Source organism: Microcoleus pseudofavosus SVA1_A4 (genome assembly GCF_036700565.1).
Classification (GTDB): domain Bacteria; phylum Cyanobacteriota; class Cyanobacteriia; order Cyanobacteriales; family Microcoleaceae; genus Microcoleus.
The window spans coordinates 35,886-61,358 of sequence record NZ_JAUBPE010000017.1 but is presented as its reverse complement, the minus strand read 5'-3'; the positions used below and the strand labels follow the sequence as shown (position 1 = coordinate 61,358).

25 protein-coding genes are annotated in these 25,473 nt (G+C 44.8%); 12 read left to right on the top strand and 13 right to left on the bottom strand.

Features of this window, described 5'->3' with window-relative positions; all coding sequences use genetic code 11:
* Window positions 1-4: 4 nt before the first annotated feature.
* From QUA02_RS09945 to dapB, 4 genes are all read right to left on the bottom strand, one after another.
* On the bottom strand, window positions 5-307 hold the full coding sequence (locus QUA02_RS09945; protein WP_333027102.1) for a DUF2442 domain-containing protein: 303 nt from the start codon (window positions 305-307) through the stop codon (window positions 5-7).
* Window positions 288-524 carry a DUF4160 domain-containing protein gene (locus QUA02_RS09940; protein WP_332980407.1) on the bottom strand — a complete coding sequence of 79 codons (237 nt, stop codon included), beginning with the start codon at window positions 522-524 and terminating at the stop codon, window positions 288-290. The genes QUA02_RS09945 and QUA02_RS09940 overlap by 20 nt, the downstream gene beginning before the upstream one ends.
* Before the next feature lie 73 nt (window positions 525-597).
* On the bottom strand, window positions 598-1,308 hold the full coding sequence (locus tag QUA02_RS09935) for a DUF8619 family protein (protein WP_333027100.1): 711 nt from the start codon (window positions 1,306-1,308) through the stop codon (window positions 598-600).
* A gap of 187 nt (window positions 1,309-1,495) precedes the next feature.
* Window positions 1,496-2,323 (bottom strand): 4-hydroxy-tetrahydrodipicolinate reductase, encoded by an 828-nt coding sequence (dapB, locus tag QUA02_RS09930; protein WP_333027098.1) that lies wholly within the window; start codon window positions 2,321-2,323, stop codon window positions 1,496-1,498.
* 364 nt (window positions 2,324-2,687) lie between these two features.
* Here dapB and QUA02_RS09925 point away from each other — a divergent pair, with 364 nt between their 5' ends.
* Window positions 2,688-5,147, top strand: a complete 2,460-nt coding sequence (locus QUA02_RS09925) for an EAL domain-containing protein (RefSeq protein WP_333027148.1) — start codon at window positions 2,688-2,690, stop codon at window positions 5,145-5,147.
* Window positions 5,148-5,270: 123 nt separating this feature from the next.
* Here QUA02_RS09925 and QUA02_RS09920 read toward each other — a convergent pair whose 3' ends face one another.
* Genes QUA02_RS09920 through QUA02_RS09910 form a run of 3 tightly spaced genes read right to left on the bottom strand, consistent with a single transcriptional unit; the run spans window position 5,271 to window position 7,532 of the window.
* Window positions 5,271-5,714: a hypothetical protein gene (locus tag QUA02_RS09920; RefSeq protein ID WP_333027096.1), complete on the bottom strand. Its 444-nt coding sequence runs from the start codon at window positions 5,712-5,714 to the stop codon at window positions 5,271-5,273.
* 41 nt (window positions 5,715-5,755) lie between these two features.
* Window positions 5,756-6,268, bottom strand: coding sequence for an RloB family protein (locus QUA02_RS09915; protein WP_333027093.1), 513 nt, complete (start codon window positions 6,266-6,268; stop codon window positions 5,756-5,758).
* Window positions 6,261-7,532 carry an AAA family ATPase gene (locus tag QUA02_RS09910; protein WP_333027092.1) on the bottom strand — a complete coding sequence of 424 codons (1,272 nt, stop codon included), beginning with the start codon at window positions 7,530-7,532 and terminating at the stop codon, window positions 6,261-6,263. Before QUA02_RS09910 ends, QUA02_RS09915 begins: the two co-directional genes overlap by 8 nt.
* Before the next feature lie 230 nt (window positions 7,533-7,762).
* Here QUA02_RS09910 and bchI point away from each other — a divergent pair, with 230 nt between their 5' ends.
* Window positions 7,763-8,869 (top strand): magnesium chelatase ATPase subunit I, encoded by a 1,107-nt coding sequence (gene bchI, locus QUA02_RS09905; RefSeq protein ID WP_445305158.1) that lies wholly within the window; start codon window positions 7,763-7,765, stop codon window positions 8,867-8,869.
* 257 nt (window positions 8,870-9,126) lie between these two features.
* Complete coding sequence (ruvC, locus tag QUA02_RS09900) at window positions 9,127-9,660, top strand: crossover junction endodeoxyribonuclease RuvC (protein ID WP_333027089.1); 534 nt, start codon at window positions 9,127-9,129, stop codon at window positions 9,658-9,660.
* Window positions 9,661-9,737: 77 nt separating this feature from the next.
* Here the strand turns inward: ruvC and QUA02_RS09895 are convergent, their stop codons facing one another.
* On the bottom strand, window positions 9,738-10,307 hold the full coding sequence (locus QUA02_RS09895) for a Uma2 family endonuclease (RefSeq protein WP_333027087.1): 570 nt from the start codon (window positions 10,305-10,307) through the stop codon (window positions 9,738-9,740).
* Window positions 10,308-10,568: 261 nt separating this feature from the next.
* Between QUA02_RS09895 and QUA02_RS09890 the strand changes: the two genes are divergently transcribed.
* Window positions 10,569-10,943, top strand: a complete 375-nt coding sequence (locus QUA02_RS09890; protein WP_333027085.1) for a hypothetical protein — start codon at window positions 10,569-10,571, stop codon at window positions 10,941-10,943.
* 107 nt (window positions 10,944-11,050) lie between these two features.
* Here the strand turns inward: QUA02_RS09890 and QUA02_RS09885 are convergent, their stop codons facing one another.
* Complete coding sequence (locus QUA02_RS09885) at window positions 11,051-11,320, bottom strand: hypothetical protein (protein ID WP_333027082.1); 270 nt, start codon at window positions 11,318-11,320, stop codon at window positions 11,051-11,053.
* Between the two features lie 254 nt (window positions 11,321-11,574).
* Between QUA02_RS09885 and QUA02_RS09880 the strand changes: the two genes are divergently transcribed.
* From QUA02_RS09880 to QUA02_RS09870, 3 genes are all read left to right on the top strand, one after another.
* Window positions 11,575-12,795, top strand: a complete 1,221-nt coding sequence (locus QUA02_RS09880) for a hypothetical protein (RefSeq protein WP_333027081.1) — start codon at window positions 11,575-11,577, stop codon at window positions 12,793-12,795.
* A gap of 9 nt (window positions 12,796-12,804) precedes the next feature.
* Window positions 12,805-13,038, top strand: a complete 234-nt coding sequence (locus QUA02_RS09875; protein ID WP_333027080.1) for a hypothetical protein — start codon at window positions 12,805-12,807, stop codon at window positions 13,036-13,038.
* A gap of 189 nt (window positions 13,039-13,227) precedes the next feature.
* Window positions 13,228-13,866, top strand: a complete 639-nt coding sequence (locus tag QUA02_RS09870; RefSeq protein ID WP_333027079.1) for a restriction endonuclease subunit R — start codon at window positions 13,228-13,230, stop codon at window positions 13,864-13,866.
* Between the two features lie 60 nt (window positions 13,867-13,926).
* On the opposite strand, the gene QUA02_RS09865 is transcribed toward QUA02_RS09870, so the two are convergent.
* From QUA02_RS09865 to QUA02_RS09850, 4 genes are all read right to left on the bottom strand, one after another.
* Window positions 13,927-15,819, bottom strand: coding sequence for an AAA family ATPase (locus QUA02_RS09865; RefSeq protein ID WP_333027077.1), 1,893 nt, complete (start codon window positions 15,817-15,819; stop codon window positions 13,927-13,929).
* Window positions 15,820-15,947: 128 nt separating this feature from the next.
* Entirely contained in the window at window positions 15,948-16,283 is a 336-nt protein-coding gene (locus QUA02_RS09860) for a ribulose bisphosphate carboxylase small subunit (RefSeq protein WP_333027075.1), read from the bottom strand.
* A gap of 45 nt (window positions 16,284-16,328) precedes the next feature.
* On the bottom strand, window positions 16,329-16,739 hold the full coding sequence (gene rcbX, locus QUA02_RS09855) for a RuBisCO chaperone RbcX (RefSeq protein WP_172187990.1): 411 nt from the start codon (window positions 16,737-16,739) through the stop codon (window positions 16,329-16,331).
* A gap of 137 nt (window positions 16,740-16,876) precedes the next feature.
* Window positions 16,877-18,307 carry a form I ribulose bisphosphate carboxylase large subunit gene (locus tag QUA02_RS09850; RefSeq protein ID WP_333027073.1) on the bottom strand — a complete coding sequence of 477 codons (1,431 nt, stop codon included), beginning with the start codon at window positions 18,305-18,307 and terminating at the stop codon, window positions 16,877-16,879.
* Between the two features lie 775 nt (window positions 18,308-19,082).
* Here QUA02_RS09850 and QUA02_RS09845 point away from each other — a divergent pair.
* From QUA02_RS09845 to QUA02_RS09825, 5 genes are all read left to right on the top strand, one after another.
* Window positions 19,083-20,837: a serine/threonine protein kinase gene (locus tag QUA02_RS09845; protein ID WP_333027072.1), complete on the top strand. Its 1,755-nt coding sequence runs from the start codon at window positions 19,083-19,085 to the stop codon at window positions 20,835-20,837.
* A 198-nt stretch (window positions 20,838-21,035) separates the two neighbouring features.
* On the top strand, window positions 21,036-22,328 hold the full coding sequence (locus QUA02_RS09840) for an AAA family ATPase (RefSeq protein ID WP_333027071.1): 1,293 nt from the start codon (window positions 21,036-21,038) through the stop codon (window positions 22,326-22,328).
* A 232-nt stretch (window positions 22,329-22,560) separates the two neighbouring features.
* Window positions 22,561-24,360, top strand: a complete 1,800-nt coding sequence (locus tag QUA02_RS09835) for a tetratricopeptide repeat protein (protein WP_333027068.1) — start codon at window positions 22,561-22,563, stop codon at window positions 24,358-24,360.
* 56 nt (window positions 24,361-24,416) lie between these two features.
* Window positions 24,417-24,896 (top strand): hypothetical protein, encoded by a 480-nt coding sequence (locus QUA02_RS09830; protein ID WP_333027067.1) that lies wholly within the window; start codon window positions 24,417-24,419, stop codon window positions 24,894-24,896.
* Window positions 24,897-24,917: 21 nt separating this feature from the next.
* Entirely contained in the window at window positions 24,918-25,382 is a 465-nt protein-coding gene (locus tag QUA02_RS09825) for a hypothetical protein (protein ID WP_333027066.1), read from the top strand.
* Window positions 25,383-25,473 lie beyond the last annotated feature (91 nt).

Genomic DNA, 25,473 nt, shown 5'->3' with positions numbered 1-25,473 from the left:
GAAGTTAGTCATTAGTTATGCGGTTAATTAACCAACTTTCAAACGATCGTTGACTTTCACTGCTGCGTCTGCCGGCTAGCAAACCTTCAACTCCAATATGTTCGTCTAAATCAACCCATTCAATGGCATAACCATCTCCAAGTAGCTGCCAATTATGTCTTTCCTCCGGGGAACCGTGCAACAAACGGGGATACCAAGCTAAGGGCACGCTCAAACTGCGACCATCAACTAAGTCCACAATTACTTTTTCATCTGTCACCGTGACTTTAATTACGAGGGGTTCTGTTTCAAGTACCAAAGTAGTCATGCCAAGCCTCCAACAATATTTGTTCGTATTCCTCTACAAGACGAGCAATCTGGTTTAATTCATGCTCTTTGAAGCCTCGATTTTTTTCTAGAGATACAGGATTCATCCAAAATTTGGCAAGTTGCCGATCGCGCTTAACATGAATGTGGGCTGGTTCGCCTCGATCGGAACTAAAAAAGATGAAACTGTATGGTCCAACCTGAAGAACCGTAGGCATTAGCTGTGATCGGAGTTAATTTTCTCCTAAGTTTAACTTGCGATCGCTCTTAAATGTTGGGTACTTTTCAAAATTAATAATCAGCGGACGATCGCCTTTTTGAACTTCTACTGTCATTATCCCGATCGCGGTCTTTTTTCCTACCTTTTTTAATTTGTTGACTCATCTCAACAAATACATCTTTACGCAAATAAGGATAGTCGCTCACCCACACGTCGCGGCTGGGAATGTAAATATCTGAAACTTTGGCAATCCGGCCCAAATCTTCTTGATTTGACATGATTAACATTAAAGCAGCTTGGCCGGGGGCAATTCCTTGGTGGTTTTTCTGCAAGGGAGCTCGGAGTGTAGTAGTAAATCCCGTTTTGTCGCCAACTTCTAAATTAATTCGCGGTTCTAAGTTGTCAACAATTACGAGTTGTCCTTTTTTATTGACAGTTTCTTCTTGACTTGTGACTTCATCTGTGATGTAAATATCCAAAACTCGCCCTTGCCAAAAACCGCAATATTTATATTTGCGGCATTCTGCGTTTTTCAAACTCGCCCAGAAAATTGGGCCCCACAGCCAGTACAAACCTGCCATCAATCCGGTAATTAAAACTAGCGGCCCGACATCGGAACCGGCGAAGTTGTAGAGGACAAGTAGGAGAACTACAGCTACCGCAGAGATTAACATTCTCCTCAAGAAATCGGGCGGTTTTCCCCAGATATATTTGTATTGAGCTCCCGTGGCGACGGCGGGAATTAGTTCTTTAAAGGTTTCGCTGGTTAAGGGAATTAGCATAAGAAGTTCTTGGTTATTGGTTATTAGTTGGTTATTGGTTGTTGGTTATTTGTTGTTAGATCGTGTCCGGGTAATCGCTGATAATTATTGTGTAGTGCGAGCTTCTAGCTCGCGAGCTAGAAGCTCGCACTGTATTCCCAATTCGCAATGCCCCATACCCCATGCCCCATGCCCAATTCCCAATTACCTACAGTATCTTTTCCAAGCCGTAAACGAGCGATCGCAGTTCAAGCACTTTGCGTATAGACAGCAAGACTCCTGGCATATAACAAGCTCGATCGCTCGTATCGTGTCGTAAAGTATAAACTTGACCTTGCCCGCCAAAAATTACCTCTTGGTGGGCAATTAAACCGGGCAAGCGGATGCTGTGAATGCGAATCCCTTCATCGGCTAAAGAGCCCCGAGCTCCGGCTAATTTTTCGGTTTCCTCAACTTCAGGCAGATTGAAAGTTTTTCCCATTTCTGCTAGCATTTGAGCAGTTTGAATGGCCGTGCCGCTGGGGGCGTCGGCTTTTTGATTGTGGTGCAGCTCGATAATTTCTACGTGTTCAAAATACTGAGAAGCGGTGACAGCGGCCTGTTGGAGCAAAACCATGCCGATCGAGAAATTGGGTACGATCAAACAGCCAATGCTGGCTTTATCGGCAAATTCAGCTAAGTTTTCAATTTGCTTGCTGCTCAAGCCAGTAGTGCCGACTACCGGGCGAATGCCGTAAGCTATGGCCGATCGCACGTTTTCATAAACTGACGAAGGGTGCGTAAAATCTACCATCACCCCTAACTGCTTTTCTTGAGCAGCCAATACCAGCATCCCTTGCAAGTCGTCAGTGACGGGAACTTCTAACGGGCCGCACCCGGCTAATTCCCCGGCATCGGCGTTGAGGCACTCAGGAGAGCGGTCTACAGCCCCAAATAAGGTCATGTCACTAGCATGGGCGATCGCCTTAATTACTTCGCGGCCCATTTTGCCTGCTGCACCGTTAACAATCACCGGAATCGGAAGTTGATTCGCCATAATCTCAAAAATATCCTTAAACTCGATCGACTAAATTTTAACGCTTGTGGGAATTTGGGGAAACAAGGAATGAAAGACAGGATTTGTCGGCCAATCTTCAGAAACCAGGTTCCCATCCGAGAAATACTTTGTCAAATCGAGTAATTAGCTTAAAGAAACTCGGTTGCGGCACAAGTTCTGAAAAAATTACATTCAATCTCATATTAAGCTCAATTCTGTAAGAACAGACTTGTGCAAAGCTAATTTGCACCGACATATTTTTTCTGTGACTGCCAAATTCTCTCGAAATCTTCGTTCTGTACTGTCTGTCGCAACTGGCCTCGACCTGAGTTCTCAAGGCCGGCGGGTCAGGATTTTGCCTGCAATGCTTGCGGGCGCGACTGTAACGCTGCTGAATATGGGAGTCCGCAGGTTGGGATGGCTGCAAAGCTGGGAATTGGGGAGTTTTGACTCGTTAGTGCGCTTGCAGCCGGATTCGGGCCCCGATCCGCGACTGCTGGTAGTGGGAATTTCGGAGGCCGATATTCAAGCTTTGGGGAGATTTCCGATTTCCGACAAGGCGATCGCTCAAACCTTGACAAAACTGCAAAAGTATCGGCCAAAAGTCATCGGTTTGGACTTGTACCGGGATTTGCCTCAAGCGCCGGGACACCAAGAATTGCTGGCCGGGCTGAAAGCACCGAATGTGGTGGCGATAAACAAATTGAGCGATTCAGATAGTCCGGGAGTGTCTGCGCCTCCGGGGATACCGCCCGATCGAGTTGGTTTTAACGACTTCGTGCTCGATGCTGACGGTGTTGTGCGCCGCAATTTGCTCTCAGTCTCGCAAGCAGACAAGAAAACTGCTTTCTCATTTTCTGTGCAAATGGCTTTGCTGTATCTCAAAGACAGAGTGCAGCCGGAAAATAGCCCTGTTAATCCCAACCAAATCAACTGGGGAAAAGCAGAATTTGTGCCTTTAACTTCTGACAGCGGCGGCTATGCAAATATTGACGCCAGAGGCTACCAAATTCAACTCAAATACCGTTCTGCCAAGCAGGTGGCGCGACAAGTCAGTATCAGACAGGTGTTGAACGGAGAAATTGACCCGACTTGGGTAAAGGACAAGATTGTGCTGATCGGCACGACGGCACCAAGTACCAGAGACGTGTTTCTAACGCCCTACAGTCCCGCCAAAAGCCAAAGTCCGAAAATGCCGGGGGTGCTGCTGCACGCGCAAATGCTCAGCCAAATATTGAGTGCGGTTTTGCAGGGACGATCGCTGTTTTGGGTGTGGCCGGAATGGGCGGAAATTTTGTGGAACGGTGCTTGGGCGGTGGTTGGCGGGGTTGTGGCTTGGCGGATTCAGCACCCTGCGAGGGCGGGATTAGTTGGGGGTGCGGCGTTGATGGGTCTGTTGGGAATTAGTTTTGGGATTTTTACTGGGGGTGGGTGGGTGCCGCTGGTGTCGCCGGCTTTGAGTTTAGTGGTGACTGGTGTGGGCGTCAGCGCTTACAGGAAGCTTTACGATGCTTTTCACGACACTCTGACTGGTTTGCCGAACCGGGATTTGTTTGTCGAGTGCTTGGGGCGGGCGATCGCCAATACTAAGGGCCACCCCAGTTATCTGTTTGCGGTGCTGTTTCTGGATTTAGACAGGTTCAAGGTAATTAATGATTCTTTGGGTCATTTGGTGGGGGATGAACTGCTGAGGGCGGTGGTGCTGCGGTTGAGGGCAAGTATTGGTCGCGCTGATACTGTGGCGCGGGTGGGGGGTGACGATTTTGCGATTTTGGTGAGGAATGTTGATGTTGGGAGTGCGGTGGATGTGGCGGAGCGAATTCACCAAGCTTTAATTGTGCCTTTTGAGTTGAAGGGGCAGGAGGTGTTTGTGACGGCGAGTATGGGGATTGCGCTGGGGGGCGAACCTGCTGCTACTGTCAGGGAACAGCCGGAACACTTGCTGCGGGACGCCCACACGGCGATGTACCGGGCGAAGGCTTTGGGAACGGGAAGGTATCAGGTGTTTAATGCTTCGATGCACGCTTTGGCAGTGGAGAGGTTGCAGTTGGAGACTGATTTGCGGATGGCCCTGAAGCGTCGGGAGTTTTTGCTGCATTACCAGCCGTTTGTATCTTTGGCAAGTGGGAGGATTATTGGGTTTGAGGCTTTGGTGCGCTGGCAGCACCCGCTGCGGGGTTTGGTTTCGCCGGTGAAGTTTATTCCGGTGGCTGAGGAGACTGGGGCAATTGTGCCGCTGGGCGAGTGGGTGTTGGAGGAGGCTTGCCGTCAGTTGCGGATTTGGGAGGGAATGTTTGATTTCGAGCAGTCTTTGATTATGAGTGTAAATCTATCTGGGAAGCAGTTTGCTCAGCCGGATTTGGTGGCGCGAATTAAGGCGATTTTGGGAACAACGGGTTTGAGTCCCGAGAGTTTGAAGTTGGAGATTACTGAGAGTGTGGTAATGGATGATGTGGAGTCGGCGATCGCGGTTTTGAAGCAGATGAAAGCGTTAAATGTCAAGTTGGGAATTGATGATTTTGGCACTGGTTATTCGTCCTTGAGTTATTTGAGTCGGTTTCCTACGGATACTTTGAAGGTTGATAAGTCGTTTGTGGGGCGGATGGAGCTCGAAAGCGAGGGGGAGAATGTGGCGATCGTGCGGACGATTGTGGCGCTGGCTCATGCTTTGGGCATGGATGTGATTGCTGAGGGTGTGGAGACGGCGGCGCAGTTGGCTAAGTTAAGGTCGATCGGCTGTGAATACGGTCAGGGTTATTTTTTTGCTAAGCCTTTACCGAGCGAGCAGGCTACTGCTTTGATGGCTTCTCGGCCGCAGTGGTAAATCCTGTTTGTTTCACATAGTCCTGGCCGCAGAAACCGGGTTTGATGAAGGAAAATCGATCGTGCAACACCATAGAGCCCGGTTGCAAAACGCGGTTTATTTGGTTTTTGTGCGTAATTATTTTCACTGTTTAGTTGTATTTTCAAGCGCAATAATTAGTCTTTCCTTTTGCTTAGGACTAAAATGCAATCTTAACTTGCTCGTTGCGGAAAAATTTTCACACTTTAAGGCAATATATTGAGTTGAACTTGGTTCAATTTTAATTGGAGTATCAATGACAAGTGGAAATGTATTTTGGTCTTGATCTTTTAAATAAAAGTGGTTGCAGTGGTTGTTCACTAAATAGCCACACTTTCCGTCATTGACAATACAAACACTCAAACTTATTCCACAGTGGCGCTGAACATCATTAACTGTGATACTAAAATCGCTAATTCTAAGCGTTTCCTTAATATATCCGTAGGTTACAGGATTAAAACCTAAAAGCTTCATTACTAACTCATCTACAGTGGTATAAGGATTTAATTCATAGATTTTATTATCACAAGCAGCTAGATTGTTTGCCATCTCCATCCGTAACCAGGCTGCATTTTTAATAGCTGTTTGAGTCAGTTTTTGAAGTTTATAGGATAAATGGAAATATCTGCTTTTTTAGAATAGCCTGTAAAATAACCTGCTTGTTCCAAATAATCAATAACATTCTGCGATTTAGGGAAAGCAGTTCGATTCTGTTCGTAATGCAATAAAATCCAATGTTCAAAAGCAATACTTGAAAAGGCTAGATTTACACCGTGTTTCTTTGCATATAAAAATGCTTCTTTATGTTTGGTATAACCATCTTTATCAAAAACTGCCCAAACTTCGTCATAATTATTTATTTCTCGTTCTCGTTTGGCGATTTTGACCAAATTTACCGCATCTGTTTTTATAGATTCACCTTCTTTTTTTGAGGCTTTGATTTGGTCTTCTTCACTTGGATAAACGGTGACACGATATTCTTTAACAACATCTTCCTGTTCAGCAATTGCCTTAAAGTAAATGGGTTCCGTATTAGTTCCTTCACATACTATGTAAATGGAATAATTTAACTGTTTTCCCTTCTTTTTTATTTGTTTACTCATCGCCAAAAATAAATTCAACTTCTTTAATATTAGGTTGACCGCCAAATTTACCTTGCATATACCATCGATCAAAAGGTTCATCACCTTTTACCTTATCAAAGTCTTGGGCAGAAAAGAGTTGTGTTTCACCATATTTATTTTTTTCGGTAAACCAGATTTGATCTTTTCTCAATAATTCCCGATCTAGTAGAGTGGTTTCATGGCTAGCAAAAATTAGTTGGGCATTACGGGGATTAGTTAACGGATGGTGAAATAACTTAATTAAGAACTTACACAGTTTAGGATGTAAACTATTATCTATTTCATCAATAACTAGAATATGACCTCTATTTAATATCAATAACATTAGAGCGCCAAGGCCGTAAAGTGTAATAGTTCCGAATGATTCTTTTTGGAAAAAAGGAAAGTTAGCTTCACCTTCTAACAACCCCTCTCGAAAAGTTTTATGAACGGCAAACAATTCATACTTATTGTCATTCATAATAATTTTTTTTATTTCCTCTGGCACCCCATCATCAAATATAAAATCAACATTTTTTTCTTTAAAATTAATGTTTTCGATATGAGTATCGGCTATTCGGATGAGTTTATCTAACTTTATTTTTAGCTTTTCATCTTTTTGCAATTCTGGATTAACATGGCGTACTAAAGAACTCCTCATGTCAGTATCGTTGGCTGCAAAAAAAGCATATACTTTTAAGTATTCATAAATTTTTTGCATTTGTTCGTGTTCTTCACGAGCCACTTTTGATAAATAAGGATATTTAGTTAATGCTTTGGTGGAAAACAATCTCTTGTCTTGAAAATAATCACCGCGCTTGACCTCGTTTTTTGTACGAATAAATAAGTTTGCTTGTCTTTTATGTGGATAAAAATCTAGCTGTTCGTGATGAACTTCTCGACTGTCAAAAGCAATTTGATACTCATACATAATTCCTTCAATAATAAAACTAAGCTTGAAGATTGAAGGCTGGCTTAAGCACGACTTCTCTAATTCGAATGGTTCGTAATAAGGAATATTGTCATCAACATCAATATTGAGAGTGTGAATATAGGAGAGCAGTGTATACAAAGCCTTGAGAATATTTGACTTGCCAGAAGCATTTGCTCCATAGATCGCCGCCGAGTCAAGCAAGCGCAGTTTATTACCTTCGATTGGCACAAAAGTATTGTCATTCTTCCGGGTGGAAGAGTCGGCAATCATGCTTAATGTTTGCTCTTCTTTGATTGACCTAAAGTTACTGACTGAAAATTCAATTAACATAAAGTAACTCAACTTTTAATGCGATAGACTTAGCCAATATATGCCGATAAAATAGATAGAGAAATACCTGATAATTATAACTCTTGACGGACGTTACAAGATATTATAGAGGTGTATGAATTTTTGTAAGCCGACGAGGCGACTCAAAATGACGATCGCCTACCTTTGAGTGACTGTTGTCCGCTTGTATGTCACAATAAACAAGCAATTATTATATTTTGAGTTATCCTGTGAGTCCTACTGCCGAAGTCAGCAATACCCTAAATGCGGGCGCTCTGCCAACTGTTACCCCAGCCCGCCGCGCTGTTTTTCCCTTCACTGCGATTGTTGGCCAGGAGGAGATGAAACTGGCGCTGCTGTTGAATGTCATCGATCCGAAAATTGGCGGGGTGATGATTATGGGCGATCGCGGTACTGGCAAATCTACCACAATCCGCGCCCTCACTGACTTGCTGCCAGAAATTGAGGTGGTGGCTGACGATCCTTTTAACAGTCATCCCACCGATCCGGATTTGATGAGCGACGAGGTGCGCGATCGCACTTTATCTCAAACTGAGATTAAAATCGCCCGCAAAAAAGTCCAAATGGTAGATTTACCCTTGGGCGCGACCGAAGACCGAGTTTGCGGTACGATCGACATTGAAAAAGCTTTGTCGGAAGGCGTAAAAGCTTTTGAACCCGGCCTTTTAGCTAAAGCCAACCGCGGCATTCTTTACGTCGATGAAGTCAATTTGCTCGACGATCATTTAGTCGATGTTTTGCTCGACTCGGCCGCCAGCGGTTGGAATACTGTTGAAAGAGAAGGCATTTCGATCCGCCACCCGGCTAAGTTTATTTTAATCGGTTCCGGGAATCCAGAAGAAGGAGAATTGCGGCCGCAGTTGCTCGACAGATTCGGGATGCACGCAGAAATTCGGACTGTAAAAGACCCGAATTTAAGAGTGGAAATTGTCGAACAGCGCTCTAGTTTTGACCAAAATCCGCCGGAGTTTCTCGCGAAATATCAGCACGAACAAGATGATATGCAGCAGAGGTTGGTGGAAGCTCAGGAAAGGTTAAAATCGGTAACTATCGATCGAGATTTGCGGGTGAAAATCTCCCAAGTTTGCGCGGAATTGGACGTAGACGGGCTGCGGGGCGATTTGGTGACGAATCGGGCTGCTAAAGCTTTCACGGCTTTGGAATGCCGCACAGAGGTGACTGTGGACGATATTCGCCGGGTGATGACTCTGTGTTTGCGGCACCGATTGCGGAAAGACCCGCTAGAATCAATAGATTCGGGGTATAAAGTGACTAAAGTGTTCGATCGGGTATTCGGCCTAGAAACCAGTTCATAGTAAAGACTACTAAGGACTAAAGTCCTGAGTGCAAACCTAAACAAGATATCGGGTAGGGACACGGCACTGCCGTGTCGTCCCTTGTCTGCAAACCGAAATCCGAACTATTTTCGGAAACAAGATATCGGGTAGGAAAACGGCACTGCCGTGTCCTCCCTTGTCCTGTATCTCATCCGATTAAAAACTGATATATATTAGTCATCAGTGTGTAGAGATCAAACTAAAAATTAATGACGGTAACTGATGACTAATAGCCAATGAAAAAGAGAATTTTAGGATTAGATCCAGGCTTAGCAAGCCTCGGCTACGGCGCAATTTCCTGTCACATAGTCCCCGGAAAACAAGATGAAAACATTGTTTCGATGATTGATTGCGGGGTGATTAAAACAACGCCAAAACAGGAAATGGGACAGCGCCTCAAAACAATCTACGAAGATTTGCACGCTGTAATTGAACAGATAAAACCAGATGTAGCCATAGCCGAAAAACTGTTCTTTTACAAAATGGGAAACACTATACTTGTAGCCCAAGCGCGGGGCGTTTTGACGCTGGTATTAGCGCAGTGTGGAGTACCGCTGTTCGAGTTTACCCCAGCGCAAATTAAAAAAGCATTAACTGGGCGTGGGAATGCTGACAAATCGGAAGTGCAAGAGGCTGTGGCGCGGGAGTTAGAATTAGGTTATATTCCGAAACCAGATGATGCGGCGGATGCTTTGGCCGTAGCTTTAACTGGTTGGTATGATGATGATATTTGTCCGAAAAAAATAGCATTGGAAACCGTAAAAATTTAATCTAATCTTCAGTCTCGCGTTGCGCGGACTTTGCTTGTGTAGAAGCGATTTCAATCGCCGATTCCTCTAATTCCCATTTAAACCATCGGCAAATTCAACACAAATCCCGGCAACACATCTTCTCCCGACAAACTAACTGGAAATTGTACAATCTCCACCTCACGATTAGCGCGATAAATTTCTGCTTGTTGGTCTTGAGGATTAATCAACCAACCCAAACGCAAACCGCTGTTGAGATATTCCTGCATTTTCTCTTGAAGCGGCCGCAGCGAATCTGTGCGCGATCTCAATTCTATGACAAAATCAGGACAAATCGGCGGAAACTTCTCTCTTTGTTCGTCATTTAAAGCAGACCATTTTTCCAAACTAACCCAAGCGGCATCCGGGGATCTGTCTCCATTATTAGGCAGCCGAAAAATAGTTGAAGAACTAAACACTCTCCCTAGCTGCGTTTGACGGTTCCACAAACCCAAATCTGTAATTAAATCCGCTTCTCGATTGCCGCTGACTCCGCCTACTGGTGACATAATGATAATTTCTCCTTTAGCTGTCCGTTCAAATTGCCAATCTCGATTCATTTGGCACAAACGGTAAAACTGTTCATCTGTTAATTCGACAGTATCTAAGTTTAAAGTAACTGTTGTCATTTTTCCTAACTTCCGAGAAATATGAGTCCTACTAACCTATTTTAGCGCCGCTTTTTGTCCATTTTAACATCACTCCTCATAGTTCGGACTTAAGCTTTAATACGGGGTTTAAGCCCCAGCCCGACTATTACGAAGTGCAAAATATCCGTGGAAAAGGTAATTAAGTTCGATCGCCCAATTCCCACTTAAATCAAAAAAATGCTATAATAGCAACTTTAATTGCTAAACTTGTCCCGCCAGCAGAGAACCCAGGAAAATAATATGGTGATTATTACCTCACAACAAATAGCCCAATTTCGCTCGCAATTAGCGGAATATCCCGAAGCCCTAAAAGCCCTCGATGAAATCGAAGATTGCGAAGGTAACATCGAAGATGCAGCGATATCTCTAGCAATTCAAGCCGGACAAGAACCGAATATATCAGAAAATTGGTTAGACGGATTGGCCAAAAGATGTCGCGTTGCTATCTGCAAATCAGAGGTTAAAGAAGAGTTGACAAACGGACAATTGAATGCTGCCTTTAGAGATTTAGTTGCTGCAAAGGTTTGTCCAGAGATTTTGGTGACGGCGGTGATTATTTATGTGTTTAAAACTGGGGTTAATGAATTTTGTGAACCTCTCGAATATAAACTGTAAAGCCATCGCTGCATTTAAAAAGTACGCGCGTGCGAAGCTATCCCGAAGGGTAGGGAATCGCCCCCATTTCTCAAAACATGATACAACGAGGCGATCGCACTTTTTCTCTACCCCTGTGCACTTCTGTACCCAGCCGGCACCAAATCCGGCGACAAACCCAAAGATTTCCCCAGCAAACGAGCAAGTTGCACTAAAAATTTAGCAGTATCTTCGTCACCTTCGCCGGCCATTGAAGCCGATATCTGGATTAGCATTTGCACAAATCCCGCATCAATTAAATCGGAACAGGAACTCAAAACCTCTGGTTCTTGGCCGTTGGGACAGGTAAGCACTCGCTCGATTAAGTTCAAATAAGCCTCTTGGCGGTCTGGATTCATTTTGGGAGGATCTGTACAGTAAATAATTTATTATTACGTTTAAGTCAGTCCTGTCAATCAGGCGATCGAATATGCGATCCCCGTCTTTCCTCTAGAAACTCCATTCAGTCGGGAATAGACAGAAGCTTAAAGAAAATCTTAAGTTTCTCAATGCTAGTTTAGTCGAGGTAAAGTGGGCCTCGGCGCACGCTAGGATTCAAGGTAAGGTGCGCCGAGGCGCACCCTACGATTCAAGGGAATTAAGAATATACAAAATGAAAATAGGAATATTTTTAGGAAATTTAGGAAATCCCGCCATTTACTATCCCGCATTAGCTAAAATTACCGGCGGCGTCGGGGCAAGTATTTTGCTTTGCAAGTTATTTCAATGGCAATCTGAAGTAAAAAATTACGAAAATTGGATAACAACTAACTGCGATGAGATTGAAGTAGCCACTGGTTTAAATTGCGAAGAACAAGAATTAGCCAGAAGTCAACTCAAAAGTCGATCCCTCCTCAAAGAAAAATTAATTAATTACCACATATACACCTTAGAATTATGGCCAGACATCGACGCCTTCGAGGCTATAATTTATAATTTTTCAGCCCAGAATAACCAGAATTTTATAACAGAAACATCCCGTCCCAACAACAATCCTGTAGAAATTGTTGGCGAAAATTTCCCCCGAAATCCGGCTGTTAAAACCGATAAATATTTCGGTCAACCCCGCCAGCAAATAGCCGTTGCTGTCACCCCGAATTACCGATTTAGCGGCCCTTGGAATTCCCAAGAAGAACTGCACAACTTTCAGCGAGCCTTAGAAGCATATGCCAAAGAACGTAATTTATGGTTTGGCAATCCTTCTGGCTGGGCATTTAAAGTTATTGACAGCATGACAAAAGGCTTAACCTCGACTTTTTGGGAGGAATTTATCGCCGGAATCCCGTTAGGAGAAAGTCAGAAAGTCAAGCGGGATTGGGAAATCGAGCCGGAAGTGCCTTATCCTGCTTTTGAAGAGGAGCGAATTCAGTATTACGTCCACAAAGGCGAACCGCTAGAATCCGCAGTATCTAAAGCTCGTGCTGACTTGAGAAACCCGGTTTTGGGCAAAGATTTGTGGGAGGGTTTTTTGCGAAAGTGCGATCGCCTTGCTGACGATGCGCTCAAAGCAAAACAGCAGGGCGTTGACACACCATATCTGCCGTCTTCCTTCAACGAAAAACCGCAAATCACCAAGGATAGCGTGATGCGGAAATTAGGGGCGATCGCGCCGCAATTTGCCCTCAATCAATCCACATCTGACCCAATGCCAGAACCGCGAAAACTTGCAGAAACAGCATCGCCAACTCCCGCCGAAATTCCCAGTATTTCCGCTTTGCAAAAAGCTTACAACACTCCTCTCGGTCGAAGTATAATTGAAAAACAAATCGCAGCCAATCCAGACTGGGGCTACGAAATAGTAGACGGTGAAATAGTCGAATCAATCCCTTTTTAGGAGGCGAATATGAAACGAATTAGCGAGATTAATCCGCTGGGGGAAGAGCGACCAAATCCTTCTGAGGAAACTCGGGAAAATCTGCGGCGGTCAAGATTGCAGCGAGAAAGAGATGAAGGATATCAAAAGTTAGTTGAACTCTGCGATTTGGGCGAATACGACATGGCCGAACAGTTGGCAAATCGACATTTTAACTGGGGTTATGAAATAGTTGATGGTGTTGTGATGGAAAGAATAGATTAGGTATTACCCCAAGTCAGGACACGGCAGTGCCGTTTCCCTACAATTAATCGCGCGATGGTTATCAGAAAAGGAAGATTGATGATTATGGTGTAGGGACACGGCACTGCCGTGTCCTCCTTATCTTGTGCAAGTTGACTACCACAATCTCTATGTTAGAATCATAGTTAAAACTTAAATAACTCTCAAAATATGACCACAACTATTAATGCCAAAAACCTAACATTAGCAGAAGTACACCGTCTGTTCGGATTTCAAAAGCAGTACACTAACTCATTTACCCCTCTGTTATCCCTTGAAGATATCACAGAACACGAACAGCAGGAACTTATACAAATTAGGGATGATTTCGATGACTACATTTCAACGGATCGAGTTTCTGAAGGACTGGTAAAAGCTCTGACTACTTTTCCCCTAATGCGATTGGCTGGCTTCTACCGCCGCCCGATTAAAATTAGTTTAGAACAAGACATCGCTGAAATTAGCATTGAAGATGAAGATACAATCGTTAAAGGACGGTTTGATATCTTGGCTGTCAACAGGATAAAACCTATCAGAAGCGATACATATTTTTGGGTTTTGGTGATTGAAAGTAAAAATTCTGGAATCAACGCATTGATGGGTTTATCCCAATTGCTAACCTATGCTTATCAAAATTTAAAATATCAAGACACAATCTGGGGTTTGACAACAAACGGAATGCACTATCAGTTCGTCAATATTCAGCGCGGCAATACCCCAACCTATCAGCTAATGCCTTTGCTAAACCTAATGGAGTCCGAATCGTCAATTCTGTTACTGCAAGTTTTAAAAGCCATTTGCAAGCTATAAAAAAGATGAGGCAGAAATTTTCTCTCTTGCCTCAAACTTTAAAATTGAGCAGTTATTCATCTATAACCGCTCAAATGTTTGCCAGGTTTTTCCAAACGCTTCTAGTTCTGGAGCACAACAGATTACTGTCAAATAGCTGCCTACGGTGTGTCGCTTGAGACGGCTCAATGCTACATAAATAGTAGCTAGGTCTTCTGGTAAGTTGGCGCGACTAATATGGATGACCATGCAGCGAGACTCCCAACCTTTAAAGCTGTGAATTGTGGTAGCCTTAACTCTAGCATCACCCATAAAAAAGCCCAATTTGCGGTGCTTTTGCTCGATGTGGTCGTTACCGAAAACATGGGCTGTTTTGACGTTACTTCGTTCAAGTAATTCGACACACTGCAAACCAACTTTATGATCTTGTACAAGCAAAGTAATGTCAGAATAAGCTAATGTTTCAGGTTGAGTCCAAATTGGCATACTTAACACTGCATCAGCACAAAACCTAGCGGTTTGAACATCAGGGTTTAACTGAACCCACCGCATTTGTACAGGCCAAATATCGAGTTCTGAAGTTTCAGCTTCAGGAATATTAATCGAGATATTTGGTAAATACTGCTTGGCATATTTCTCCAAATAAGTGATTAAAGTAGGAGGCATCCGATAGCTGATATCCAGCCTAGTCCACGGGCCAACAAACCCAGCCCCTGCCATACTTTCCTCTGTCCAATCTTTAGCTCGTTGGTAAAGGTCTTGCGTCTCATCTGCCACTAGCAGCATTTCACCTTTGTCCCGACGTACCTTGCGGAGAGTATTCCACCAATCAAGATTAAAATCCTGACCTTCATCAACTAAAATAGCATCGTAGGTGGGGATTTGCCTTTGCTCCTTTTCTTTCTTTCGATCTTGTGATATCACCTCATTGACTAAATTAATTAAATCTACTTCCAGAACTTCATCAATATTTTTTCCGTCCCCCCACAGTGCATCGTACTTATTTTTAAATCCTGCGGCCAAGCAAACTCCCTTACACCATTCGTGGAAGTGACACCAAGTAATATATTGACTATCCATTTTCTTGGGCATTTGATAGCGGACAGCTACATCTCTCAAGTAATGCCACAAGGTAATGTTAAAAGTAACAACTAAAATATCTTTCTTTTGTGTAGATAATAGAGCCGCCTTTGCTGCCAAAACCAAGGACTTGCCTGACCCTGCTGAACCCTTGATGCGTCGATAACCTGTTGCGGTGCGAGTTGCTACTAAATCTTGTTGTTTTTTGTTCAGTTCAAGTGGCTGTCGCTGAGTTGACTCAGAATCTGGTTCAATCAACCAATGTCGCAAGTCCTTGGCCAGTTGAGCGTTCATAAATTTAGAGGAACGCCAACGGGATGAAGGAAAAACTTTATTTAACTCCTCTCCTTCTAGCGCATCAATACCAACAATTGGGTAATATGGTTCTTTAGCGTCTAAGAGCTTGAAATATTTTTGAAAAGGATAGAATAATCTCTCGATTTTGCTGGTAGTGGCTGTAGTTAAAATGACACCAGCGGTAACAATAGATAAAAATTTACCATCAGTCAAAGCGTTAATTGCCAGTCGCGGACAGTACAGGTTCAAAATGCTATTTTTATAATGAATAGCTTTCTCAATAGGGTTATCCGCCACCTTAAAATCCACACCTGTGCGGGAAGTAGCCCAAAGTTCAGGGATGCCTTCTAAGGACATTTGCACTCTGTAAGGCATCGCATTTAGATCCCAGTCTTTGATCTCATAAACTGCTATCCCGACTTGAGGGTTTAATAAAACAAAGTCAGGTCGCAAACCGTTAAGGTGTGGCTGAATGTAAATTTCCCACTCCTCTGGCAAGTGTTTCAGAAAAAACTCTAAAACCTTTCTTTCTCCCTGTGTCAGAGGCGTTCTCAAAAAAGATAGTTGGTTAAGCGGTGGAGAAATAAATCTAGGCATAATTCTAAATCAGAATAAGTTTATTGTGTGGTATTCCAGACTTTAATAAAATTAAGCCAAGTAGAAACAATAGGTAAATTGCTTCTACTTGGCTTAGGCTTACGAACTTCTAACAATTCAAGCGGTCTTTAGTAGCCTCTGGTGTTAGGCTTGTGCACGATGAAGCTGAGCACTTGGCACTGCTTCACGTTGTCAAAACCCATGACGCGGATGTAGCAACTAGGATTTTCTTGGCGGCAAGCTTGAATTTCAGCCATGATTTCTTGGACGCTGCGAGCACCAAACAAAGGCAATTTCCACAAAGTCCAGTAGCGCATTTCAGCAGCAGAGGTTTCGTTGAATTCTACGCCGGGAATGTAGCCTTGATCCAAGATGTACTGAAGTTGCTTGGCAATTTGCGAATCTGTCAGCGGCGGCAAATAGGACAGAGTTTCGTAACGACGCTCTTTAGGTAAAGTCTTCATTTTTTGTATCTCTAAGGTGTGTGTTCGATCGCACTTGTCGATCGGTTAACTGGACAAATTATCCAGATTCGGTTCAGAATCAATTGATGTTTCAGGATTACTGCTAGAAACAGACCAATTAAGTTGCGTAGTTCGCTCTAAATGCTGGCGTCTGTGTTCCATATTCGCCTGTTGAATGCCAGTAGAAACCATTTCTGGCAAATATTCTGTCACATCGTGAGCCAGATACTCTCGCACAGTCATGATCCGAAATCCTAAATCTTGATTTTCCCTCAGCAACTCTTGAATGTATGCTTCTCCATCTTGGATTTTGGCCTTCGTGGAAAAGTCGTTCAACCAGATTGCCAAAGGAGGATTGGTTTCGCTCAACTGAGCGACCACCATCCGCACGGATTGATAGGTTAGGTAACTTGCCAGCACCTTAGCGGTGTCTTTCGCAACTTGTTTGAGATCCATTTTTGACCCCAGCTCCCTCAAATTTTAGATTTTGGATTTTAGATTTTGGATGCAAACTTACTGGTAAATCTTCTTCAAAGATAAAGACTTCCCAGCAAGTTTGCGACCTAAAACCTAAAATCTCAAACCCAAAATCATCAAACGGTATCCATTGCCTCGAACTCAAACTTGATTTCTTTCCAGAGTTCGCAAGCAACAGCGAGTTCAGGAGACCATTTGCAAGCTTCGCGGATCACGTCGCCGCCTTCGCGCATCAAGTTGCGGCCTTCGTTACGAGCTTGGACGCAAGCTTCCAAAGCAACGCGGTTAGCTGTTGCACCAGGTGCGTTGCCCCAAGGGTGGCCCAAGGTGCCGCCGCCGAACTGCAAGCAGGAGTCGTCGCCGAAGATTTCCACCAAAGCTGGCATATGCCAGATGTGGATACCGCCAGAAGCAACCGGCATGACACCGGGCATGGAGGCCCAATCTTGGGTGAAGTAAATACCGCGGCTGCGGTCTTCTTCGATGTGGTCTTCGCGCATCAAGTCTACGAAGCCCATCGTGATGCCTTTTTCGCCTTCGAGTTTGCCCACAACTGTACCGGAGTGCAGGTGGTCGCCGCCGGACATCCGCAAGCACTTGGCAAGCACGCGGAAGTGAATACCGTGGTTTTTCTGACGATCGATCACGGCGTGCATGGCGCGGTGAATGTGCAACAGAATACCGTTGCGGCGGCACCATTTGGCCAAGCTGGTGTTTGCAGTGAAACCACCAGTCAGGTAGTCGTGCATGATGATCGGGGTTTTGATTTCTTTGGCGAATTCTGCCCGTTCCATCATTTCTTCAAAGGTAGGGGCAGTTACGTTGAGGTAGTGACCCTTGACTTCGCCGGTTTCTGCTTGAGCTTTTTCAATAGCTTCTTGAACGAACAAGAAACGATCGCGCCAGCGCATGAACGGTTGCGAGTTGATGTTTTCGTCGTCTTTGGTGAAGTCCAAACCGCCGCGCAGAACTTCGTAAACGGCACGGCCGTAGTTCTTAGCAGACAGACCCAATTTGGGCTTAATTGTACAGCCCAGCAAAGGACGGCCGTACTTGTTCAATTTGTCCCGCTCAACGGTAATACCGTGAGGAGGGCCTTGGAAAGTTTTCAGATAAGCAATCGGAACCCGCAAATCTTCCAACCGCAGAGCGCGCAGGGCTTTGAAACCGAAAACGTTACCGACCAAAGAGGTCAGCAAGTTGGTGACGGAACCTTCTTCAAACAAATCCAAAGGATAAGCAATGAAGCAGATGTACTGGTTGTCTTCGCCGGGAACTGGCTCGATGTCGTAGCAGCGACCTTTGTAGCGGTCGAGGTCGGTCAGGAGGTCAGTCCAAACAGTCGTCCATGTACCTGTAGAAGATTCAGCGGCCACAGCAGCTCCAGCTTCTTCTGGGGGAACTCCCGGCTGCGGTGTGACGCGGAAAGCAGCCAAAATATCTGTATCTTTCGGCGTGTAGTCCGGCGTGTAATACGTTAGTTTATAGTCTTGAACTCCGGCTTTATACCCAGCCTTTGATTGAGTTTGGGTTTGCGCGTAAGCCATATCTCGCTTCCTAGTATTCGCTTAATTTTTTTGCCCGATCGCAGGCTGTTAAAAATATATCAATAAAGTGACACGCTGAAATTTTAATATTCTTTTAATCATCATAAGTATTGTTTATTTAGCTTTACATTAGGAAATTTTATGTTACATATCTTATCAAACTAAAGTGGCGAAGGATGCAGGGGGAAAGGCTGGGGATCGCAGAGCGGGCGGGGAATTTCGATCGCGCGAAAGATATTTGGCAGCGAGCCTAACAGCGAATAAATACGGTTTATGTAAAGAATTTAATACTGAAAAATCAGAATTGAAAATTGGTAATTGGTAATTGGTAATTGGCAAGAAAAATTAGTTATAAATACCTAAAGTTGTGGTTGGCAGTTGAGATCGCCCCATCGATCTCAACTGCAATTGACTATTGTAGCAATCTCAAATCCCAAATCCCGTAGGGTGGCTAGAAACCGGGTTTCTACGAAAAATTGGCGTTTATTAACCACAAATATACAAAGAAACCCGGTTTCTGAGGTCGCAAGTGCGATCGCGAACTAATGCAGCAATTCTTCAATCCCAAATCCCAAATCTAAAATCCCCTGACTGCCACTACTGGCAAACTCAAAAATCGACAGCATAGCACATAATATGGACAGGACTTGTGCCGCAACCTGGTTTCTCAACCCAAATCCGTCGTTACAGCAATTTAACCTCGCTGAAAACCGGGTTTCTGCGTTAGCTGCGCGTAAGTCTACTATGGATATTTAGCCCCATTTTTACTCTGGTTGTGCCTCACCCCCCTTCAAAAGCCGTCCACTGCATCAATCCAGATTGCCCAAGACCCTACCCTCAGACTTGGGGCAATAATTTTTGTCAGAGTTGCGGGACTCCGCTGCGGCTAAAAAATCGCTACGTACCTCTACAAGGCCTCGGTTCCGGGGGTTTTGCAGCGATTTTTACAGTTTGGGACACAGAAACTGAAACCGAGCGCGTCCTGAAACTGTTGCTGGAAACTTCCCCGAAAGCGCTGAAACTGTTCGAGCAAGAAGCTTGGGTTTTGGCACTTTTGCGGCACCCTGGCGTCCCTAGAGTCGAGCCGGACGGTTATTTTCACGTCCAAACCCAAAATTTTGCTCTCAGCGAGGGAAATGCGGCGAGGCGCTTACCTTGTTTGGTAATGGAAAAGATTCACGGCAAAACTTTAGAAGAGGTTCTCAACGATCACCCCCAGGGGTGTCCGCAGGAATGGGTGTTTAGTTGGCTGAGTCAAGCTGTGGAAATTTTAGAGGAGTTGCACAGGTGTCAGATTATTCACCGCGACATTAAACCCTCTAATTTAATGCTGCGAGACCCAGAATCACCACAAGCTTTACTGAACAATGGTTTGGGCGGTTTGCAGTTGGTAACGATCGACTTTGGGGGAGTTAAGCAGATGGGCGGTGGCGAACCCGTGGGTAAAGATTCTCCGAGTTCGACGCGGTTGATTTCGCCCGGGTACAGCCCGCCGGAACAAATTGTGGGAGGCGGTGTGGTGCCGGCAACGGATTTTTATGCCCTGGGGCGGACTTGCATTCATTTGCTGACGGGGAAGTATCCGGCCGAAATTGAAGATCCGATGACGGGAGAGTTGCGGTGGCGCCACATCGTCTCTGTGAGTCCGGCTTTGGCGAATTTGTTGGACGATATGGTGCGATCGAACGTGCAGCAGCGTCCGGCGACGGCTGGAGATGTTCGGGCGCGTTTGCAGGAGATTTATGCTAGGAGTAATGGCAAAATCGCGATCGCCCCAATCGGTCAAGCTATTTTAGAATTTTGCAGGCAAGTAGTGGTGGCGGGGGCGCAAAAAACTGTCAGCCTGACTGGTTTTGTGTTTGGGGCGATCGCCCAAATCGTGGTAGCTTCTCTGGATACGGGCTGGGAAATGGTGCTCGGCGGCGTTGGTGGAAGTGCGGGGGCGATCGGCGGTTTGGTTTTGGGCTATGCTTCGCCTATCGGCCCGGAAATTGCCAGTTTTCTGAATGAAGGTTTGCATCAATTAATCCCTAACATGACTTTCTCTGTCGGGCCGGAAGTGCTGCTGTTTGGATTTGCGGGGTTGGGAACTGCGATCGGTTTGACGGATGCGGGGAGTTTTCGCCAGCACAAACAGTATTGGCTGTCTGGATTGATGGGAGCTCAGGGTTATTTGTTGGCGGGTTTGTGCTGGATGGAAGCAACAGCTTCTAGCGGTGTGCAGGGGGTTATTTTGGGAGCTTTTGCGATCGCCACTTTAACGATCGGAATGGGTTTGCGCAGCCATCAATTAGTTCACGCTTTGGTAGTGGCTGTTTGTTCTACGGGACTGTTTCTGTTTCTAAATGCTTTGAGCATTTTTCCAGGGAGTTTCTTTGGGATTATGTCGCCGTCTTACGCTGTAATCGGCTGGCTGCAAGTTTGGGGTACTGTCGCATTTTTTGGTTTGTTGGGAAGTGCGATCGGGCTTTGTTTGGGAGTTAGTCACTATTTGGTTGTGCCGTTGTTAAGGTGGTTGGGTTGGAAGTAATTGTGTTGAGCAACGCAGGACACGGCAATGCCGTTTCCCTACCACAAAACGATCGTGAACACGACCTGAGAGATATAACCATTGCCAGATTAATTTTAGGGACACGGCAGTGCCGTGTCCTGACTTGCGGGTAATATCAATTTAGATGTAAGACAGCTTATAATTATGGATAACGTTAAATAATAGCCTCAGAGTGCCATGTCAAAAATATTACTAGAATCTTTTCGGACAGCCTATGCAAATATGGAGTTGTCGCCGCTGATAACTCCGAAGGAAGTCGAGAACTTTCGAGTAGAATACGGGACGGAAGTCCTCGAACAATTAGAGCAATTAGTCGAAGATGACCCTTCCGGTAGGGGTAAAATTATTTTTAGCGGACATCGCGGCTGCGGCAAGTCTACACTGTTGGCGGAGTTTTGCCGCCAGATGGACGATCGCTATTTTACCGTGTTTTTCTCGATTTCCGACTTGATTGAAATGTCGGATGTCAATCATATCAATATCTTGTTTGCGATCGCAGTTCAGTTGATGGATGCAGCCGAAAAACAGCAAATTCCCATCAAAGAATCAATTAAAGAATCATTTTATAACTGGTTTGCAACTAAAACTAAAACAAAAATTGATGAATTGGGCGCCAGCGGATCGGTCGGTTTTAACTTGTTTAAGATGATTACAGGCAAGTTAAAAGCTGATGCAACGGTTCGTGAAGAAATTAAACAAGAATTTATTCGCAAAGTTTCTGATTTGGTGGCGACAATTAACGAGATTGCTGCCGTAGTTCGAGAAGGCGCGCAAAAAGACGTAATTGTAGTGATTGATGACCTGGATAAGTTGGATTTAGGTGTCGTCCGCCAAGTTTATCAAGAACATATCAAAGCGCTGTTTTTGCCGAATTTTAGGATGATTTTAACAACTCCTATTTCCGCGCTGCGAGATGTCTCTTTGGCCGCTACCGTGGAAACGGAAACTAACGATCAAATCGTGTTCATGCCAGTCACAAAGCTGTTTAAACGCGGCGAAAGCCGAAATGCTGATGCTGTTGCTATGGCGGAACCGGCGGCGAGATTGAAAGAGATTTTAGCTAAACGCTTGGGAAGCGACTCGATCGAACCGGAAACACTGGATCGCGTTGTCGCATACAGCGGTGGAGTATTGCGAGAATTGATTAGAATTGCTAACGAATGCTGCCGCATTTGTTTGCGGTTGATCCGGCGGAATCCAGAAGCTGCGGTTAAAATTAATGCTGAGGTGTTTGAGGAAGCGATTAATAAATTGCGGATCGATTTCGATACCCGTTTGGGAACGACTGATTATGAGATGTTGATTGCAACTTACAGAGATTTTAAACCTGCTGACCCGAAAGCACAAGGGTTTTTGGACTTGCTGCACGGGTTGTATGTTTTGGAGTATCGCAATGCTGTTTTGTGGTACGACATTCACCCGATCGTGCTAGAATTGTTGAAGCAGCGAGATGATTTTCCGAGTGAATAGTTGAAACGGCGGTTGAAACCGCGACTAAACAAACGAAGTCCGCCTTCGCGGACTAAGATAATGTGTGAGTCCAAAATCGATCCCCCCTAGCCCCCCTTAATAAGGGGGGGACAAGAGTATTCAAAGTCTGCCTTAATAAGGGGGGACAAGAGTATTCTCAAAGTCAACCCCTACTCCCCTTCTTAAGGGGGATTTAGGGGGATCGAGACTTCGATACAACTGACAAGCAATTATGTGGAATCTCAACAGTCAAAACCAAGATAATTATGAAGATTTACTCGTGTCAATTGAAGCGGGTAAAGATATTCTCAACTTGCTAATTGCTGTTTGCGACGATAGCGACTGTCGCGATCGCCTAATTTCAGATTATGAAGCACAACTCGAACCGGATATCCGCCGCTATCGCGTAGAATTGGCGAGGGGTGAACCGAGTTTGCGATCGGCGATCGCCAATTTAGTCGAACAAGAAGCGTATTTGCAGCAGCGGGGAAAAGCCGTTATCACCGTGACGGGTGCGGAAAAACTGCGGTTTTTTAAACAATTTGGCGAAAGTCGATCGGAACAAGAAGTGTTTTTTGGCTATTTGCAATGGACGCGGGAAGCAATGCGGGAGTTTCCGTTTTCGATTGTCTTGTGGGTGACGCGACAAATTGAAGTTTTGATTAGTAACGAGTCTCCTGATTTTTGGAGTTGGCGGAAAGGCGTGTTTCGCTTTGATACGAAAAAAACTGCGGCTGTTTCCAAAACGGAATTTGAACCGTTTCGACTGCTAGTTGAAGGCGACGATCGCGAACCGCCGAGTTTGATTCCGCTGGAAGATTTGCAGGATTTAATCGCGCGAACCGAACAGAAAAAAGGACTCGAAGACCCGAGTTTGGCAAGTCTTTATGCCAGTATGGGGAAGATTTATGACAGAAGGATCAAGTCGGGAGAGTGCGAAAATTTTCACCAAGAGTATGAATTGGCGATCGACTATTTTAAAAAGGCGATCGGCCTTCAACAAGAGTTAGATGTGGAACTGACCTTATCAAGTAGTTTAAATTACCTCGCCGGACTTTATAAATCCCAAGGCAGGTACTCGGAAGCGGAATCTCTGTATTTGCAAACATTACAAATTAATAGGAACTCGCTCCCGGAAAATCATCCTATTTTAGCCACAAACCTCAACAATTTAGCTTTACTTTATAAATCCCAAGGAAGGTACTCGGAAGCAGAAATGCTGTATTTGCAAGCAGTGGAAATAGACAGGCGTTCGCTCCCAGAAGACCATCCCGCTTTAGCCACTTACCTCAACAATTTAGCCGCACTTTATTATTCCCAAGGAAGGTACTCGGAAGCGGAACCGCTGTATTTGCAAGCAGTGGAAATAGACAGGCGTTCGCTCCCAGAAGACCATCCCAAGTTAGCCAGTTATCTCAACAATTTAGCTGAACTTTATCGTTCCCAAGGTCGATACTCGGAAGCAGAACCGCTGTATTTACAAGCAGTGGAAATAGACAGGCGCTCGCTCCCAGAAGACCATCCCAAGTTAGCCAGTTATCTCAACAATTTAGCTCAACTTTATCAATTACAAGGAAGGTACTCGGAAGCGGAACCGTTGTATTTACAAGCAGTGGAAATAGGCAGGCGCTCGCTCCCAGAAGACCATCCCAATTTAGGCAATCCCCTCAACAATTTAGCCACACTTTATTATTCCCAAGGAAGGTACTCGGAAGCAGAACCGCTGTATTTGCAAGCAGTGGAAATAGACAGGCGCTCGCTCCCAGAAAACCATCCCAGTTTAGCCAATCACCTCAACAATTTAGCCGAACTTTATCGTTCCCAAGGCAGGTACTCGGAAGCGGAACCGCTGTATTTGCAAGCATTAGAAATTTTTCGCAAAAAATCACCAGAAAACCACCCCGACATTCACGTTGTGTGGGGAAATTATGTTGGGCTGTGGCGGGAAGGAATAAGTAAAGGAGATTTGACGTTTAAGCAATTGCAAGAACATCCTTTCGGGGAACAGTTATTAGCAGAATTTCAGGAATAGATAAAAAGATACCTCTCAGTTACAAATATTGTTAAAATGTACAATTCACCATCGCTATGCTAATCAAGCCGCTGTCAATTAAGTGCGTCTCAAGATTTTCAATGATTTGTACGATCGCGATCGCCCTTGTGCTCAGCAGCCCCAATCTCGCCAAAGCCGAATCGCGAGAACAAGCCGTCGATCGATTGACGGATATCCTATTCTACAGGGTTAATCCTCAACTAAACAATCGGAAACTCCAAGCGGGCGATCGCGAATATAGCAATGAATGGCGGAGATTGCGCGAAGCGATCGATCCGCGAGTTAAGCCCGCCCAAGAAGTCTGCAACAGTCCGGGTCCGGGAGATATCGGATGGGAATTCACAGTAATTAATGGCGAAACATACCAACAAACTTACGATCGCCTTGCAGATACAATTTTTTACAGCCGTCATCCTCAACGAACCGGACAGCAAATTCCCAAAAGCGATAAAATCAGCATCAGTGAATGGTCGGCAATTCGACAAGAGATGTTTCTTTCTAATTGTGGATTATGATCTGAAAGTAGATCGAAAACTATGCTAATTAAATCACTGTCAATTAAGTCAATCTCGAAGTTTTTAGGGGTGTTTGCGTTAACTTTTGCCATGCTTCTCGGCGGCGCAAATCTAGCCGCTGCTGGATCGCGCGATTTAGAATCGCGAGAACAAGCTGTGGATAGGTTTACGGATTGGTTTTTCTACAAAGTTAATCCTCAGTTAGGAGATCGAAAATTGCGATCGGACGATTCTCCTGTCTACATCCGCGAATGGAATGCTATTCGCGGTACAGTCGATCGAGAAATGATTGCTACACCAGGAGATTGCGTCGGTGATGCTTTCTGGGACTTTGATGCTGGTTCTCACGGGCGATCGCTCGATCGCATTGCAGATACAATTTGGGAGATCCGCGATCCATCGGGTGATAAAACTCGTGCAGATGTTTCTAAACAAGAATGGAAGAAGCTTCGACAATCAATATTTAGAGAGCATTTCTGCTATTAATGTGCAACATTTTTAAGCAAAAATTTACCAATAAAGAACAACATCGCTCTCAGTGACAAATCTTGTTAAAATGTACAAGATGCACCCTAGA

Coding starts and splice junctions, on each gene's coding strand:
- QUA02_RS09945 (WP_333027102.1), bottom strand. CDS start 307: ATGACTACTTTGGTACTTGAAACAGAACCCCTCGTAATTAAAGTCACG.
- QUA02_RS09940 (WP_332980407.1), bottom strand. CDS start 524: ATGCCTACGGTTCTTCAGGTTGGACCATACAGTTTCATCTTTTTTAGT.
- QUA02_RS09935 (WP_333027100.1), bottom strand. CDS start 1,308: ATGCTAATTCCCTTAACCAGCGAAACCTTTAAAGAACTAATTCCCGCC.
- dapB (WP_333027098.1), bottom strand. CDS start 2,323: ATGGCGAATCAACTTCCGATTCCGGTGATTGTTAACGGTGCAGCAGGC.
- QUA02_RS09925 (WP_333027148.1), top strand. CDS start 2,688: ATGCTTGCGGGCGCGACTGTAACGCTGCTGAATATGGGAGTCCGCAGG.
- QUA02_RS09920 (WP_333027096.1), bottom strand. CDS start 5,714: ATGGCAAACAATCTAGCTGCTTGTGATAATAAAATCTATGAATTAAAT.
- QUA02_RS09915 (WP_333027093.1), bottom strand. CDS start 6,268: ATGAGTAAACAAATAAAAAAGAAGGGAAAACAGTTAAATTATTCCATT.
- QUA02_RS09910 (WP_333027092.1), bottom strand. CDS start 7,532: ATGTTAATTGAATTTTCAGTCAGTAACTTTAGGTCAATCAAAGAAGAG.
- ruvC (WP_333027089.1), top strand. CDS start 9,127: ATGAAAAAGAGAATTTTAGGATTAGATCCAGGCTTAGCAAGCCTCGGC.
- QUA02_RS09895 (WP_333027087.1), bottom strand. CDS start 10,307: ATGACAACAGTTACTTTAAACTTAGATACTGTCGAATTAACAGATGAA.
- QUA02_RS09890 (WP_333027085.1), top strand. CDS start 10,569: ATGGTGATTATTACCTCACAACAAATAGCCCAATTTCGCTCGCAATTA.
- QUA02_RS09885 (WP_333027082.1), bottom strand. CDS start 11,320: ATGAATCCAGACCGCCAAGAGGCTTATTTGAACTTAATCGAGCGAGTG.
- QUA02_RS09880 (WP_333027081.1), top strand. CDS start 11,575: ATGAAAATAGGAATATTTTTAGGAAATTTAGGAAATCCCGCCATTTAC.
- QUA02_RS09875 (WP_333027080.1), top strand. CDS start 12,805: ATGAAACGAATTAGCGAGATTAATCCGCTGGGGGAAGAGCGACCAAAT.
- QUA02_RS09870 (WP_333027079.1), top strand. CDS start 13,228: ATGACCACAACTATTAATGCCAAAAACCTAACATTAGCAGAAGTACAC.
- QUA02_RS09865 (WP_333027077.1), bottom strand. CDS start 15,819: ATGCCTAGATTTATTTCTCCACCGCTTAACCAACTATCTTTTTTGAGA.
- QUA02_RS09860 (WP_333027075.1), bottom strand. CDS start 16,283: ATGAAGACTTTACCTAAAGAGCGTCGTTACGAAACTCTGTCCTATTTG.
- rcbX (WP_172187990.1), bottom strand. CDS start 16,739: ATGGATCTCAAACAAGTTGCGAAAGACACCGCTAAGGTGCTGGCAAGT.
- QUA02_RS09850 (WP_333027073.1), bottom strand. CDS start 18,307: ATGGCTTACGCGCAAACCCAAACTCAATCAAAGGCTGGGTATAAAGCC.
- QUA02_RS09840 (WP_333027071.1), top strand. CDS start 21,036: ATGTCAAAAATATTACTAGAATCTTTTCGGACAGCCTATGCAAATATG.
- QUA02_RS09835 (WP_333027068.1), top strand. CDS start 22,561: ATGTGGAATCTCAACAGTCAAAACCAAGATAATTATGAAGATTTACTC.
- QUA02_RS09830 (WP_333027067.1), top strand. CDS start 24,417: ATGCTAATCAAGCCGCTGTCAATTAAGTGCGTCTCAAGATTTTCAATG.
- QUA02_RS09825 (WP_333027066.1), top strand. CDS start 24,918: ATGCTAATTAAATCACTGTCAATTAAGTCAATCTCGAAGTTTTTAGGG.